Genomic DNA, 14,079 nt, shown 5'->3' with positions numbered 1-14,079 from the left:
AATTTTATCGCTTCGCTCAAAGTCAAAAGTCAAAAGTTAAAAAAACTTACTTGCTACTTTTAGTCGCGATCGCCTATTTCTACTATTTCTCTACCGCCAAATATGGCTTCATCATGACGATAATATTTAAATTCGAGCAAATTGTGAAAGGGATCTTCTAAAAAAAAGGTTCGATGTTCGGTCAGTTTGTCAGGAAAACGCAGCTTTGGTTCTTCGTAAAAAGATAGCTGTTTCTCTCTGGCGCGCTCTAAAAGTTGCCGCCACTCCAATTCTGTAGGTAAAATCAAACCCAAATGACGTGGATAAATTCCTGCTTGCTCCGTCAACGGCTGTTTGGTTACGTGAGCGACAACTTGAGTGCCATAGAAATTAAAAATAACCGCATTGCGATTTTCGCGACCGACTTGACAATTCAAACCGTCTCGATAGAATTGTTTGGCTAGAGACACATCGTTAATAGGAATGGCAAGGTGAAAAATAGGTCGATCCGTCATCTTTGATAAATTCTTAATTAATTTAATCGCATATTTAATTCTAGATAATTCATGCTGTTCTCTTTGAGAAATTGTCTTGAAATCACGATTTAGATGGGTAAAATACGAAGAGCCATTTAGTAATTTAACGGAAAATATACATGAAGCAACGTGGAGTAGCGGTTTGGTTTACTGGATTTAGTGGTGCGGGTAAAACCACTATTGCCACAGCCCTTACTGAAAAACTAAAATCTCAGAACTATCAAATTGAAGTTTTAGATGGGGATGAAATTCGGGAAAATCTGACTAAAGGATTGGGGTTTTCTAAAGAAGATCGAGATACTAATATTCGTCGTATTGGTTATGTGGCTAAGCTACTGGCTCGTAATGGAGTAATTGTGCTGGTTCCTGTAATTTCGCCTTACAGAGCGATTAGAGACGAAATGAGAAAGCAAATTGGTAATTTTGTCGAGGTATTTGTTAATGCTCCCATTGAAGAATGCGAAAAAAGAGATGTCAAAGGACTTTATAAAAAAGTACGTGCGGGACAAATCAAGCAGTTTACTGGAATTGATGACCCTTACGAACCGCCAACTAATCCTGAAGTTGAATGCCGAACCGATCTAGAAGATTTGTCAGAGAGCGTTGATAAAATTTACGGTAAACTACAGGAGATGGGTTATATTGCCTAAGTTATAAAACCCAAACAGAACGTTTGATTAACTAATGAGGTAATGGCGGTGGCAACAAATTAAAGCGATCGAAGTCTACGCTATTACCTCAAATTTTCAACTAGCTGCTAATCTGTATGAGCCAATTGTCTACTTCGTCTCGTCAAATTCTCAGTCTGAGCGATCGACGGGATCGACTTTATGGAGAGGTGATTCAAGCGATCCCTCCCAAACAGGTTTATTGGTTTAGACCGCTTTTTTTAGTTGAGGACGTTTGTAATCAAACCAGTTCCCTTGACTGCAATCTTATCGATCTACGCCAAAGTTCCGATTTGATTTTGCCCCAGAATTGGTTCGATCGCCGTCTCGACACGGAGATAATTCCTCTATTAGCCAAACTTTATAGCCATAATTGTTCCCCTGCCGAATCTATAAGTCATAACTATTTATACAGTTTTGTAAGATCTCTCTGGCAAACAAACCGAGAAGCATTTGACTACGAGTAATTTTGAATGTAGTTTATTTCAAGTTTGTTATTAATCGTTAGCTCGATTACCGATCGAGTTTTTTACTTTTATTATTTATATTCTCTTCATCGAACGGTCGTAATAAAGAGTAAACCTGATTATTATGACCGCCTGATGACTTCGTTTAAAAATACAATTAATTTAAACTAAATTTTTGTAATTGGGGATACAGCATGTTTTTGGCGATCGAGCATAATTTTAAGTGCAATCGCGGAGCAAGCAATTTTGGTTTAAATATTAAAGCAAATATTTAAGTATTTGCCACAATATTACAATTGGAAAAAACTGGCTATAAAAGTAAAGTGATTTTCAATTTAATGCGTTTGAGCCAAAAAATATATATCTACTGGGGTATTTTTAAATTGTTTTTAACGTTCTAAAATCTATCAACAGTAGACAATAAAGAGATTACATCTAGATTTAAAGACAACTTCACGTTTAAATCAAGTTTTTGTAAAAAACTGGTGCTATTGGTAAATATACGTTATATTACAATATGTTTTTCTATTAAATAAACTTCGATTTTTAAGTATTATCTAGGGCGACCGAGTAAAAAAAATTATGAACAGCACACAACTACAAACCGAATTTGTTACTTTTCAACCGCAAGGATATCTTAGTGCGGCAAACGCTGAAGAACTGTCAAACGAGCTGACAGTTGCTATTAAAACTTCTTCAAACTCGCCTATTTTGATTGACATGAGTGAAGTAGAATTTATGGATAGCGCAGCATTGGTAGTGTTGATTAAAGCTTTTCGCTGGTGTCAAAACTCGGGCAGAAAACTATCTGTTTGTTCTGTCGCTCCTTCAGTAAAGATGATCTTCGAGCTAACTCAGCTAGATAAGCTCATTGAGATTTTTGAAAACCGTAGCAGTTTTGAAGCAGCAAGGAATTAAGCCTGGTTATTTAGCCCCAAAACAAAAGCTTCGTAAAGATATCATAGAACCCATAACTATTCTCGCTGCAAATTACAAGCAACCTTAGCTATAGTAAGAAAATTAGAAGTGTTGCTCGTATATCGATATTGCAGGAGAAACTTATTTTGACCCTTGCCTCTAATATTTTCACCGACAAAAATTCAGGAGATACTTCGTCACCTTCTAAAAATGGTAGCGAAATAGTTTTGGGAGCAGACATAACCAAACCAGCACGCTATTTGGGTAACGAACTAGGAGCAAAACACAAACCCTGGAACGATGCTGAAGTACGCTGGGTTTTAACCTATCCCGAAATATATGAAGTTGGTGCGTCAAATTTAGGGCATATCATTCTTTACAATATTATCAACGCGCAACCCCAGCAATTGTGCGATCGCACCTATCTACCAGCACCAGACTTAGCTGCTAAGTTGCGAGGGACAGATACGCCTTTATTCGCTCTAGAATCAAAACGCTCCCTACAAGACTTCGATATTTTGGGCTTTAGCCTCAGCTACGAACTAGGGGCGACAAATATTTTAGAAATGCTCGATCTGGCTAAGATTCCTCTAACTTGGAAAGAAAGAGCAACGGGAGATTATCCGTTAATTTTTGCAGGAGGACAAACCGCTACTTCTAACCCCGAACCCTATGCCGAGTTTTTTGACTTTATCGCTTTGGGGGACGGAGAAGAATTACTGCCAGAAATTGGCTTGGTAATAAGAGAAGGTAAAGCCGCAGGCTTGAGTAAGGAAGATTTGTTATTAGATCTCGCTCAAGTACCAGGAGTTTACGTTCCCAGGTTTTACGAAATGGCGGCGGATGGTTCTGTCTATCCCTCTCGTCCAGAAATTCCACCCAGAATTCTTCGCCGAGTAGCTACACCGATCCCGGCATATTCTATCGGTTTAGTTCCCTACATCCAAACCGTACACGATCGCCTGACGGTAGAAATTAGAAGAGGCTGTACTCGCGGCTGTCGTTTTTGTCAGCCTGGGATGCTAACCCGTCCCGCAACTGATGTAGAACCAGAACAGGTAGTAGAGGCAATTGAAACGGGAATGCGGGCGACGGGATATAATGAGTTTTCTTTGCTTTCTCTTAGCTGTTCCGACTACTTGGCTTTACCAGCAGTCGGTATGGAAATTAAAAACCGCTTGCAGTCAGAAAATATTTCTCTTTCCCTACCAAGTCAGCGAGTCGATCGCTTTGATGAAAATATTGCCAATATTATTGGCGGCTTGCGGCAGTCGGGCTTAACTTTTGCTCCCGAAGCAGGAACGCAGCGGATGCGGGATGTAGTCAATAAAGGCTTAACTAATGAAGAACTTCTTAGAGGTGTTAAAACTGCCGTCGAACAGGGTTGGAATAAAGTCAAACTCTACTTTATGATCGGTTTACCAGGAGAAACAGATGTCGATGTTATCGGTATTGCCGATACAGTCCGTTGGCTGCGTCGCGAGTGCGCTCAGTTAGGCAAAAAACGCCTCAACTTTAACATCACCATCTCCAATTTTACCCCCAAACCCCATACTCCGTTTCAATGGCATTCGGTTTCTACTAGCGAATTTAAGCGCAAGCAAGAATTACTGCGCCGCGAATTTAGACGCATTAAAGGCACTAAGGTAAACTATACCGACGTTCGCATCTCGGCAATGGAAGATTTTGTCGGTCGGGGCGATCGCCGCCTGTCGGCTGTAGTGCGTCGCGCTTGGGAATTAGGGGCGGGGATGGATTCCTGGTGGGAAAATTTAGATAAAGCCTATGCAGCTTGGGAACAAGCGATCGCCGAATCGGATTTAACCTGGAAATACCGTCAGGTAGAAAACGGCGAGTGGAATTTGTTTGCAGCCAATGCAGAAGAAAAAGAGGCAGCACCTCAAGATGCTACTAATGCACCCTTACCCTGGGATCATTTAAATACGGGGATCGATAAACAATGGCTCAAAGAAGATTTAAATCGCGCCTTAGAAGCTGCTACCGTTCCCGACTGCGCCTTTGAAGGCTGTTCTCACTGTGGCGTTTGCGGTACCGATTTCGGACACAATATCGTCGTTCCTCCCTTACCCATACCCGAGTTTAAAGGGCATTTTCAACCAAACAAAAACCGCGAACAGAGAATTCGAGTCTGGTTTGGCAAACAAGGAGAGATGGCGTTAGTTAGCCATCTAGATTTAGTGCGTCTGTTCGATCGCGCCATACGTCGGGCAGCTTTACCTATTTCCTTTACTGGAGGCTATCATCCAGGACCGAGAATTTCAATCGCCAATGCTCTCTCTTTAGGTATTACCAGCAGTGGGGAAGTTGTCGATTTTGAACTGACAGAAGATTTAGAACTGGAAGAATTTCGCAGTCGCCTAGAGGCACAGCTACCCGATAATATTCCTATCTATGCAGTAGAAGAAATAGATCTTAAATCCAAAGCAGCAACTCAGCTAATAGCTAAAGCCGAATACCTTATTACTGTAGAGACAGAGGAAGACATTAGCAAAGATACTTGGCAGCAGTGGATTGCCGAGGTAAACAATAGCCAAGAGGTGATTTGGGAAAAAATTACCAAATCGGGAAAAAAACAGCAGGTTAATTTGTGCGATCGCCTGTTTGCTCTCAGTCTCGAATCGAATGATGCTAATACTGCGGTGTTGCGTTTTACTGGTAGCTGTGGCAACGATGGAACCAACTTAGTTCCCGATAATCTGGTGTATATGCTCGAACGAGTTACCCAAAGAGAATTTCAACTATTGAGAGTTCATCGCCAGCAATTAATCTTAAACTACTAGAATTTATTCAGACACGATTTAAGTAGGTTCAATAAACAATGGTCAAAACAGCTTCAACCATGTTGCCTTTAGGCACTAAAGCACCAGATTTTCAATTAAAAGATGTAATTTCTGGTCAACAAATTTCTTTAGATACCTTTGCCGATAATGAAGCATTGTTGGTAATGTTTATCTGTCAGCATTGTCCTTTTGTCAAACACGTAAAAGAAGAATTAGCCAAGATTGGTAAAGATTACGCCGAGCGCCCTTTGGGTATTGTGGCAATTAGTGCTAACGATGTTGAGAACCACCCCGATGATTCTCCCGAACATCTGCTTAAAATGGCAAAAGAATTAGATTTTAACTTTCCCTTTTGCTACGACGAAACTCAGGAAGTAGCTAAAACCTATACTGCTGCCTGTACCCCCGATTTCTTTCTCTTCGATCGCGATAAAAAACTAGTCTATCGCGGACAGCTAGATGATAGTCGCCCTAGTACCGATATACCAGTGACGGGTAAAGATTTACGCGGCGCGATCGAGGCAGTTTTAGCAGGTAAGGAAGTAGATTCCGATCAGATGCCCAGTTTGGGATGCAACATCAAGTGGAAACCAGGTAACGAACCCGATTATTTTGGCTAGGTTTGCCTCAAGCTTTTGAAGTGTAGATAGGTCAGTTGGGTTAAGCGATAGCATAACTTAACTTCAGGCAAGAATGTATGCCTTAAATTTCTTGTCTGGATGGGCTAATGTATTAAACTGAGGTAGAAATTGACAATCAAACAACTTCGCTTTTAAGAGAGCAGGAGGTAGAGAGTGAAACCAAACCCCGTTATCTGGTTTGAAATTTACGTGCAGGATATAAAGCGAGCGAAGCGTTTTTACGAGAATGTATTTCAGGTGCAATTGGAGAAACTTGAAAACGCCGATGAGATGTGGGGCTTTCCTATGAATATGGATTCGGCAGGGGCTTCGGGAGCGTTAGTTAAAATGGAGGGCATTAAATCTGGTGGCAGCGGCACTTTACCGTATTTTTATTGCGATGATGTTGCTGTAGAGTTAGAGCGTGTCGAACCAGCGGGCGGGCAAATCTACAAACCAAAAAGCTCAATCGGTGAATACGGCTTCATTGCTTTAATCTTAGATACAGAAGGGAATACAATTGGTCTTCATATGTCTCCCAAACAAATGTAGTAAAGCTCGATAACATCTTCAGTCTTATTATTATTCATTCGGGGCAATCTTGATTGGGGCGTTTAGGCAATGTTCTCTACAAGCAGAGGTAAATGATAAAAGGTGGGAAATAAAAGCCCAATTCTTCGTTCCTTTTCTTCTCACTCTTTCGTCTTTTCCTCTGAATTTTAATTGAGCAAGTTGGCAAAGAATTCGAGTAGCTTGAGAAAAAACAGTTGAAGGGTTTATAGAATTAGCTGAGCGCTCCGATGAAATGCCAGATTTTGTAATAGAGTCAGTAGCAGAATTAGAAAAGATCTTAGAATGAGCGATCTTTCAGTTTTCCAAATGTGGCAAATGATAGATTAAGAACAATAAGAAAAGATAATTCTTAAGATTGAGGCTTTGATGATGAAGCTTTCTCAAATTCGCTCCTTTGTCACAGTTGCCAGATGCGGCAAATTTAGTCAGGCTGCTGAAGAATTACAGCTAGCACAGCCTACCGTCAGTCATGCCATCGCTACTTTAGAAGACGAATTGGGCATACAGCTGTTATTTCGCGGTAGCAAAGGTGTCCGACTTACCCCCGCAGGAGAAAGTATATTAGTTCGTTGCGATCGCATTTTAGAGACTCTGACAGAAATACAGCAAGAGGCAGAGCGTCATAAAACTCTAGAGAGAGGCAAGATTAGAATCTCTACCTTTCGGGGTGCGGCGGCTCAGTTGTTACCTAAAATCAGAGCGGATTTTAAAGCTAATTATCCTCAAATCGAGGTCAAAATTGTCGAAGAAGCAGACTGTCCCCAAGTAGAAAATGCTATTCGTGAAGGTAAAGCAGATCTAGGTTTTACTACTTTGCCTATTCCCGAAGATATGGAAGCAGTGGAAATAGTGTGCGATCGCTACGTATTGTTATTACCCCCCAACTCACAGTTGAAGCAGACAAAAAAGCTAACCTGGCAACAGCTAAATTCTATACCAATCATTTCTTATCCCGATCGCAATAGCTGTTTTATTGCGATCGCTGAGTATTTTCAAAATGCTGGCTATCAGTTTCAACCCTGCGAACAGGTAAAAGAAAGCGATACGATCGTTAAGCTAGTAGCCGCAGGTGAAGGAGCGGCAATTTTACCTGAGCTTTCGGTTTTCCATCTTCCTGAAGGAGTAAAGGTTTGTCAGTTACCCCAACCATTAGAACGTACTGTTGTCGCTGCCACTCTAACTAACTGCAATCTTTCTTACGCAGTTTGGGCTTGGCTAGATTTTCTCAAACAGCACAATCTATAGCAAAAGTTAAAAGTTAAAAGTTTGGGACGAACAATACTAAAAACAGGGATTTATCCTAAGTACGGATAATTACTTTACTGCGCTTTTCAGTTGAATAGAACCTATTACTCATTACTCATTACTCATTTATTCGCTCGCCTTTGCGGTAGGTAAATTAAATCCACAATTTGGTTGGGACAATAGGTGCAATATCTTCGTTTTTACCGCCTACCTGAAATGTTTGCAATAGCCAGAGAGTGGCACCATGCTGTAAGAAAATTTCTGCTAGTCGGTCGTTAGCCAGACGGGGTAAGAGCGATCGCCAGCTAGTAGAAGCATTGATAATGGTAGTAATAGGGCGGTCTTCCAAACGAGTTCCGATTAGTGATTGAGTCGAATCTACCCAATCTGAGCGAACCTGCCAGGGAATTAACTTATTTCTCAAACTTTGATTGAAAGCAAATAATCTCTCTAAGCGTAGAGTTTGAGGATCTTGGGGATTAGCTTTTATCCAGTCTTGGATTTGAGCATTGCGCTCTATTTCCGACATCGTCATATTAATTGCCTGATGGAGTGCTTGAAAAGAATCTTGAACACAGGAGTTTGCCATGCCTACAAAGGTGGCACCAGTGCCGTCTCCCGTACGGTAACGCGCCATCATTTTATCTAGCTGATAGACTAAGGCATTGAGCGGGAAGCGGCGCAAACCGCCAAAGTTGTATTCGTCTAAAATGTCCAGCTTGACAATAATATCGGTTATCGGGCGGGTTCCCAACCAGCCAAACTGGCGATCGCCCATGTAGTTAGTCCAGTCTAAATTACCTGCAATAATTCCTGCTGTATTTTGGGTATAAACCTGGCTATAAGTAATTTTAAAAGTAAGTTCCCGACTAAAAGGATCGCGTACTACTCTTGCCAAACCAAAGGCAAAATGACCGAAAAAAATGCCTAACGGAGCAAATTCTTTTTTGTTGCCGCCTATTCCCCCAAAAGTATGCAAAACTAATAAGCGATCGCCTTCTTGATAGGAAGAGATTAGTTTTTCTGGGTCGAGGTTTTGGGGATTGAGTAAAATAGAGTCGATCTGACCCTGCTTGTTTTTGGCTCCCTGCCAGTAGCAATCGCGAATATAGCTAAAGCTGCGGCGACGACCCGTAATAATTTTTTGTGGCTGAAGTTGAAATAAAGCGCGAGGCGCGATCGCCCTTACGGTAAACATTCCCTCTGCATTTTTTGCGCCGTAGATGTACCACCCACTGGCATTTGATGACGAGCGTTCGATTTTATTAGTAGTGGCGGGTAATACCCCTCGGCGGTCGGCAATTACTTGCGGTAGATAAATAGTTTCTTCTCTGCCGTCAAACTGCTTAGAAGCGCGATTGTAATGACGTACTTGATACAGATCTGGCTCTACTGCCTCTCCAATACTTACCAGCGCGAAGAATTTACCAGTAATGACAATTGGTTCGCGGCTAATATATAAACTGGTAATTGTTGCTTCTCTATTTACCTCTACCGCTTGACCCAAAGAAACCATTACGTCATCATTCGGTCTGGCACCTGCTAGAGACTCTAAAGGCTGTACCTGTCGCCAATGGTTTAAGCGTGTAGGATGAACTATCCCCTGAGCGATACTTTCATAAGCCTGTTCGGAAAAATCGATCCCAACTTTGACCTGATTGACGTAAGCTTGAAGATCTGGGCGATCGCTCCAACGCAAGTATACCGTTTGTCCGATTAAATCTCGATCGGAATTTGGTGCGTGGTGGACTTCAAAATAAACTCCTTTAACTTTGGAACGTTCTTCAACCTGGGGTAAAATCAATCGACCGAGCCAGTTGCCTACTGGCAAATAATTAGCAGAAATAGTTGGCTCTATAGGATAGTAACTGGGATGGTTAAAAGCAGCTTGAAGATAACGTTCGTAATTACTGGTAACTTGAGGTTTATTGGGAGCAAGCTCGGGAACCGCCGCAGGAAAAGGTTCTTTGCCATCTTTGCGAGTTAAAATGCGAGTAACAATATCTAAAGTTTGCTCCAAATGGTTGCGTCCATCGAGTAGTATTGCCTCTTCATCTAAAGGTCCATTTTTAGAATCGTGTCCTACATCTCCCAAAGAAATAAAGCTAATTTCACCCCGACTCTTGGCAAGATTCCAATTCGACCAGGAAAACAACGACCATCTTTGCGGAAATAAATAGGGAGTTAGACGAGCTACCCGATCCTTTTTACCTGCCAAATAATATAAATGCTCTAACCTAACTACCTCAGTGTTACCGCTAATTACCCCTGCCAGACAAATTACCTCTATAGGTGCAGCTAGAACCTTTTTAAGATAGGGAACCGAGCCTAAAGATATTTGCCCACCGCCACTATAGCCAATTAAAGTTACTAAAACACCGCTTCCTGGTTTATAGCCGCGAGACAGCAAACTCTCGATTATTACCTCTGCCGCACCGCGATTGTAGATAGGACCATAGCGACGATCTACCGATACTGCTACTTGAAACATATTGCGGAGCAAAATTAGTACTTCCAGCCTGGCAATACTCTCAATTTTTCGCCAAATAGCTGCTAGAGGTCTGCCAATAGTTAGAGGAAGATTATTAACCGAATAGGGAATGATATCGCGGATTAATAGGCGATCGCTCGGTAAAGATTCCTGTAAGCGTTCCAGAAATTTTTCGACTCTAAAAGAGTAATCAAAAGAACTTTTGCCAATTCCATCCAAATAGACGACGTAGTGATTAATTTTGTTAGATATTGGCTTGAATTCAATAGTACTGGCACTGTCAGTAGATATTTCTGGTAGAGGTAAATCTCTCTCTTCGCCGTACCATCCCGCCCACCAGCCCAAAGCTTCAAAAGGAGCTAGCAACCCTGCTATAGTCATCGAAATTAAAATAATTCTACCGACATCAAATAACAGCTTGAATAACTCGCCTTGAAGCAGCAAATACCATTGTCGCCACCAAGCATTAGCAGGAGACAGAAAGGCAATCAAAGCTAGAGCCAGGATGACAAATGCCGAACGTCTTATTAATTGTCTGCTCACGACTCTTCTTCTCCCAAAAGATTGGGGATATCAGAACTAGCAGGAGGAATTGGTAAGCCACTGTATAACATTTGTTCTAATTGACTGGGATCGGTAACTAATTTTACCCCCGCGAACCAGTTAACTAGCTTATTGGTAACAGAAGCGATCGCCCTGCCAAAAATACGCTGTGAAAGTTGTAAGACTAGCCAGCCACCGAGACAGCATTCAAACGCATCCCAGATTCCCAACGGAGATATCGCACCAATACCTCTAGCGATCGCCAGTAAAGTCCAGATCGACAGCACGATTAAGATTGGCATCCCAAAATAGGGAATAACCATTAAAAAGCCAAATAATAAGGGAGCATAGCTAAATCCCAGAGTTTTAATCACCTCAAGCAGCGGAATTGAAACTTTATATAGCCAGTTAGCAACCAACCAGGTACTCAACACCCAAAAATTATAGTTAAACAAAAACAAGACGGCGGCGATCGCCACTGATAGCAAAAATCTTAACGGACGCACCTGATTGACAAACAGCATCACGCTTTGTCCGATAGATTGGGATAAACCCGCTAATAAAACCACTAAAATGCTGGCTATTAAACTTAAAGGTAGCTGATGAATCTCGCCAAAAGTATCGGTATTTAACGTTAATACACCAGAGACTAAACTCCAGAAGCGATCTATTGCTGTCTCAGTGTTAACTGTTATCAGAAGCATTTTAAGTCTTGTTGCTAATTTTTTCCTAATTTAAACTGCAAATGAGCAGAAGACAAAAAATTTTATTTTTTTCGGCTATAAAGTTTTTTAAGATAAAACGCAAAGCTAGATTCAAAATATTACTATATGAGCGTTCGCGCCTTGTATCGGGCTGCCAAAGTAGCAAATGCCCCTTCGCCTTATGACACTATTCACCTCAAAGTATTTTATCCTGCTCGCCTATCGGGTAAGGAAAGTCAGCAAAATTTTGGTATCGTTCCTGCTAATAAAGATCGCTCTCCTTTTAAAATTGTTATCTTCTTCAACGGTGTCAACTGCGGCGCGGAACGATATCAATGGCTAGCGGTAAAATTGGCAGAACGCGGGCTAGTAGTAGTTACCTTTAACTGGATTGCCGAAAATCTACCTGGAAGAATCGCTATTACTCCTGGTGTCGAGGTTAAAGCTTGGACTCCCGATGTCTATGGCACTATTCCTTCAGCTTCAGCTTTGCCTACGCTATTACAAGTTCTAGAAGATTTACAATCTGAAGGCGTTTTAGCTGGCTTGCTAGATTTAGAACGAATTGTTCTCGGAGGGCATTCTGCTGGCGGTAGAATAGCAATGGAAAATACCAATCCGCAATTTTTTCCGCAAGTTGTAGCCGCTTTTGCCTACGGCGCACATACAGCTGCAGCAGTACAGGCGGGATACGTACCAGGAACAATTTTGCCCCTACCCGACTCTTTACCGCTAATGCTAATGGGAGGGACTAATGATGGAGTTATCGCTCAAAGCAGCAATATCTACGGAGTTACCTGGGAACGAGCCACAACTCCTATAGAGCGCACTTTTAATGAAGCGATCGCAGGTGGTAGAAACGATAGCTACTTACTACTTTTAAAAGAAGCCAATCATTTTGCCATTACTCATCCTTTTGATGCTAATACGGGTACTACCTTTCTCGATTTTCCTACAGCGCGATCTCAAGAAGACATCAGAAATTTAATGGCAGAAACTATCGGTTTATTTATCGATGCTCATGTTCGCTCTCAAACACAGGCAATAACGGCACTGAACCAACTGTTAAAATCGAGTCATCCTGCGATCGCTCGTATAGAAAGGAAATAGTTAAGGTTTTGCAGTTTCTATTTGTCGTTTTGGAAGATGCGATCGCGCACATTAACAAGAGTCTGGGGAAAGTCGCCAATTAAACCATCTACACCCAGGCGAATTAATTTTTCCGCTTCTGCTTCTGGAGTTTGCAGCATTCCATCGAGGTTCAGGCTTAAATAGGGTTCTTCGTTTCGTAAAGTATAAATGTTGACTTTTAAACTAGCCCGATGAGCCAGATCGATTAGGGGAAAGACTTCTCCTGTTAGTTTAAAGGTGATTTTGTTATTGCTATTAACCGATCTGTTTAAATCTCTACGTAACAAAACTATATTTTTATCGGGATTAATTGCCTCAGCATAGGTAGATACAAATTGATAAAATTCGGGCGACGATAGTAAGTTGCTGTAATTATAGTTATTCGTTGTATTGCGATTACGCTCCGCGTACCGCCAAGGGCGATCGATAAGCTCGATTAAGTCACCATAAATTGAACGTAAATCTGCTTCGGTCAAATTAGAATCACCTAAATTAACTATTAAATCGTAAGGTAAAGAAAAATTAGGATAATTGTTTTGAATAGTTGCCCCTACAAGCTGATGCAAAGCAAGATCGATCCCTGCATCAGGCATAATTTCATTTTTCAAACGGATTAAAGGCGTGATTTCAAAAGCTTGAATGATGTTTTGTTCTCGCTTGGTAAAGTTTGATTCAACTAAAACTTTTACTACGGCTTCTTCTACATTTAAACCAATACTGTTGAAATAGCTATTGTGTTTGAGTTCGTGAACGATACCAACTGCTTTGCCCGTATTAGCCTGAAAATCTTTTACCAGTTCGATAACTTCAGCCAGAGTAGGAATTTCCCAAAGATTGTCAAACTCTTTGCTGCGTTCTACAACTGGCTGTCTGGCACGTAGAGTTTTAATATCTTCTAGGGTAAAGTCTTCGGCAAAAAAGCCCGTAACTTTCTTGCCATCAATGATTTTGGTAGTGTAGCAATTACTATATTCAGGATGGTCACAAATATTAGTAGTATTATCTAACAACGGTTCGTGACGGATAATTGGTATCCCGTCTTTAGTCATCACCACATCGGTTTCAATAAAATTCGCACCTTGTTCTAAGGCAAGTCGAAAACTAGCTAGAGTATGTTCGGGACGCAAGCCGCTAGCACCCCGATGAGCGATGATAATTGGTTTTTGCCTGTTGAGAGTGTTCAATCGATCTCTTTAAGAATGATTGTTTATCCGCATTGCCAAAAAAAAGCAACCTGTTCTTTATGTTCTGGACATTGAACGATGTAACCCGTACCGCCATCACCCCAAAGAAAAGGTACATTGTCATCCGAAGCAAATTCAAAGATAAAACTATTCATAGCGCGATCGCAAGTTGGACAGTTAGGATATTCAATATCTTGTCATTTATAACAACCGAGAAGT

The 14,079-nt window shown here is 41.3% G+C and carries 13 protein-coding genes; 8 read left to right on the top strand and 5 right to left on the bottom strand.

The genetic code is table 11. From position 1 onward, the window contains the following. Positions 1–59: 59 nt before the first annotated feature. Positions 60–494 (bottom strand): VOC family protein, encoded by a 435-nt coding sequence (locus KV40_RS14855; protein WP_036482956.1) that lies wholly within the window; start codon positions 492–494, stop codon positions 60–62. 140 nt (positions 495–634) lie between these two features. On the opposite strand from KV40_RS14855, the gene cysC reads away from it, so the two are divergent. The 7 genes from cysC (at position 635) to KV40_RS14820 (ending at position 7,807) form a co-directional block, all read left to right on the top strand. After that, on the top strand, positions 635–1,165 hold the full coding sequence (cysC, locus tag KV40_RS14850) for an adenylyl-sulfate kinase (protein WP_036482952.1): 531 nt from the start codon (positions 635–637) through the stop codon (positions 1,163–1,165). A 116-nt stretch (positions 1,166–1,281) separates the two neighbouring features. Further along, on the top strand, positions 1,282–1,650 hold the full coding sequence (locus KV40_RS14845; protein ID WP_036482949.1) for a hypothetical protein: 369 nt from the start codon (positions 1,282–1,284) through the stop codon (positions 1,648–1,650). 582 nt (positions 1,651–2,232) lie between these two features. After that, the gene (locus KV40_RS14840; protein ID WP_036482946.1) at positions 2,233–2,568 is read left to right on the top strand and encodes an STAS domain-containing protein; all 336 of its coding nucleotides are present in this window, start codon (positions 2,233–2,235) and stop codon (positions 2,566–2,568) included. Positions 2,569–2,789: 221 nt separating this feature from the next. After that, entirely contained in the window at positions 2,790–5,369 is a 2,580-nt protein-coding gene (locus KV40_RS14835) for a TIGR03960 family B12-binding radical SAM protein (protein ID WP_036483122.1), read from the top strand. 38 nt (positions 5,370–5,407) lie between these two features. Continuing rightward, a complete protein-coding gene (locus KV40_RS14830; protein ID WP_036482943.1) occupies positions 5,408–5,989 on the top strand; it encodes a thioredoxin family protein in 582 nt (193 codons plus the stop codon). A 174-nt stretch (positions 5,990–6,163) separates the two neighbouring features. Beyond that, positions 6,164–6,541 (top strand): VOC family protein, encoded by a 378-nt coding sequence (locus tag KV40_RS14825; protein WP_036482940.1) that lies wholly within the window; start codon positions 6,164–6,166, stop codon positions 6,539–6,541. Positions 6,542–6,928: 387 nt separating this feature from the next. Then, positions 6,929–7,807 (top strand): LysR family transcriptional regulator, encoded by an 879-nt coding sequence (locus tag KV40_RS14820; RefSeq protein WP_081942859.1) that lies wholly within the window; start codon positions 6,929–6,931, stop codon positions 7,805–7,807. Positions 7,808–7,961: 154 nt separating this feature from the next. Here the strand turns inward: KV40_RS14820 and KV40_RS14815 are convergent, their stop codons facing one another. Together KV40_RS14815 and KV40_RS14810 are read right to left on the bottom strand one after the other, a co-directional pair. Continuing rightward, a complete protein-coding gene (locus tag KV40_RS14815; protein WP_036482933.1) occupies positions 7,962–10,841 on the bottom strand; it encodes a hypothetical protein in 2,880 nt (959 codons plus the stop codon). Further along, positions 10,838–11,545, bottom strand: coding sequence for a hypothetical protein (locus tag KV40_RS14810; RefSeq protein WP_036482932.1), 708 nt, complete (start codon positions 11,543–11,545; stop codon positions 10,838–10,840). The genes KV40_RS14815 and KV40_RS14810 overlap by 4 nt, the downstream gene beginning before the upstream one ends. A gap of 126 nt (positions 11,546–11,671) precedes the next feature. Between KV40_RS14810 and KV40_RS14805 the strand changes: the two genes are divergently transcribed. Beyond that, on the top strand, positions 11,672–12,655 hold the full coding sequence (locus KV40_RS14805; RefSeq protein WP_036482930.1) for a dienelactone hydrolase: 984 nt from the start codon (positions 11,672–11,674) through the stop codon (positions 12,653–12,655). 17 nt (positions 12,656–12,672) lie between these two features. On the opposite strand, the gene KV40_RS14800 is transcribed toward KV40_RS14805, so the two are convergent. Beyond that, positions 12,673–13,860, bottom strand: coding sequence for a glycerophosphodiester phosphodiesterase family protein (locus KV40_RS14800; protein WP_052055649.1), 1,188 nt, complete (start codon positions 13,858–13,860; stop codon positions 12,673–12,675). Positions 13,861–13,883: 23 nt separating this feature from the next. Next, positions 13,884–14,015 (bottom strand): hypothetical protein, encoded by a 132-nt coding sequence (locus KV40_RS36985; RefSeq protein WP_256381131.1) that lies wholly within the window; start codon positions 14,013–14,015, stop codon positions 13,884–13,886. Between the last annotated feature and the right edge of the window lie 64 nt (positions 14,016–14,079).

This window comes from Myxosarcina sp. GI1, assembly GCF_000756305.1.
In the GTDB taxonomy this organism is placed as follows: Bacteria; Cyanobacteriota; Cyanobacteriia; order Cyanobacteriales; family Xenococcaceae; genus Myxosarcina.
This window is presented reverse-complemented; position numbering and strand designations above follow the sequence as displayed.

What these genes read in the sequence shown, in the direction of transcription:
- KV40_RS14855 (WP_036482956.1), bottom strand. Translation starts at nt 494, where the DNA reads ATGACGGATCGACCTATTTTTCACCTTGCCATTCCTATTAACGATGTG.
- cysC (WP_036482952.1), top strand. Translation starts at nt 635, where the DNA reads ATGAAGCAACGTGGAGTAGCGGTTTGGTTTACTGGATTTAGTGGTGCG.
- KV40_RS14845 (WP_036482949.1), top strand. Translation starts at nt 1,282, where the DNA reads ATGAGCCAATTGTCTACTTCGTCTCGTCAAATTCTCAGTCTGAGCGAT.
- KV40_RS14840 (WP_036482946.1), top strand. Translation starts at nt 2,233, where the DNA reads ATGAACAGCACACAACTACAAACCGAATTTGTTACTTTTCAACCGCAA.
- KV40_RS14830 (WP_036482943.1), top strand. Translation starts at nt 5,408, where the DNA reads ATGGTCAAAACAGCTTCAACCATGTTGCCTTTAGGCACTAAAGCACCA.
- KV40_RS14820 (WP_081942859.1), top strand. Translation starts at nt 6,929, where the DNA reads ATGATGAAGCTTTCTCAAATTCGCTCCTTTGTCACAGTTGCCAGATGC.
- KV40_RS14810 (WP_036482932.1), bottom strand. Translation starts at nt 11,545, where the DNA reads ATGCTTCTGATAACAGTTAACACTGAGACAGCAATAGATCGCTTCTGG.
- KV40_RS14805 (WP_036482930.1), top strand. Translation starts at nt 11,672, where the DNA reads ATGAGCGTTCGCGCCTTGTATCGGGCTGCCAAAGTAGCAAATGCCCCT.
- KV40_RS36985 (WP_256381131.1), bottom strand. Translation starts at nt 14,015, where the DNA reads ATGAATAGTTTTATCTTTGAATTTGCTTCGGATGACAATGTACCTTTT.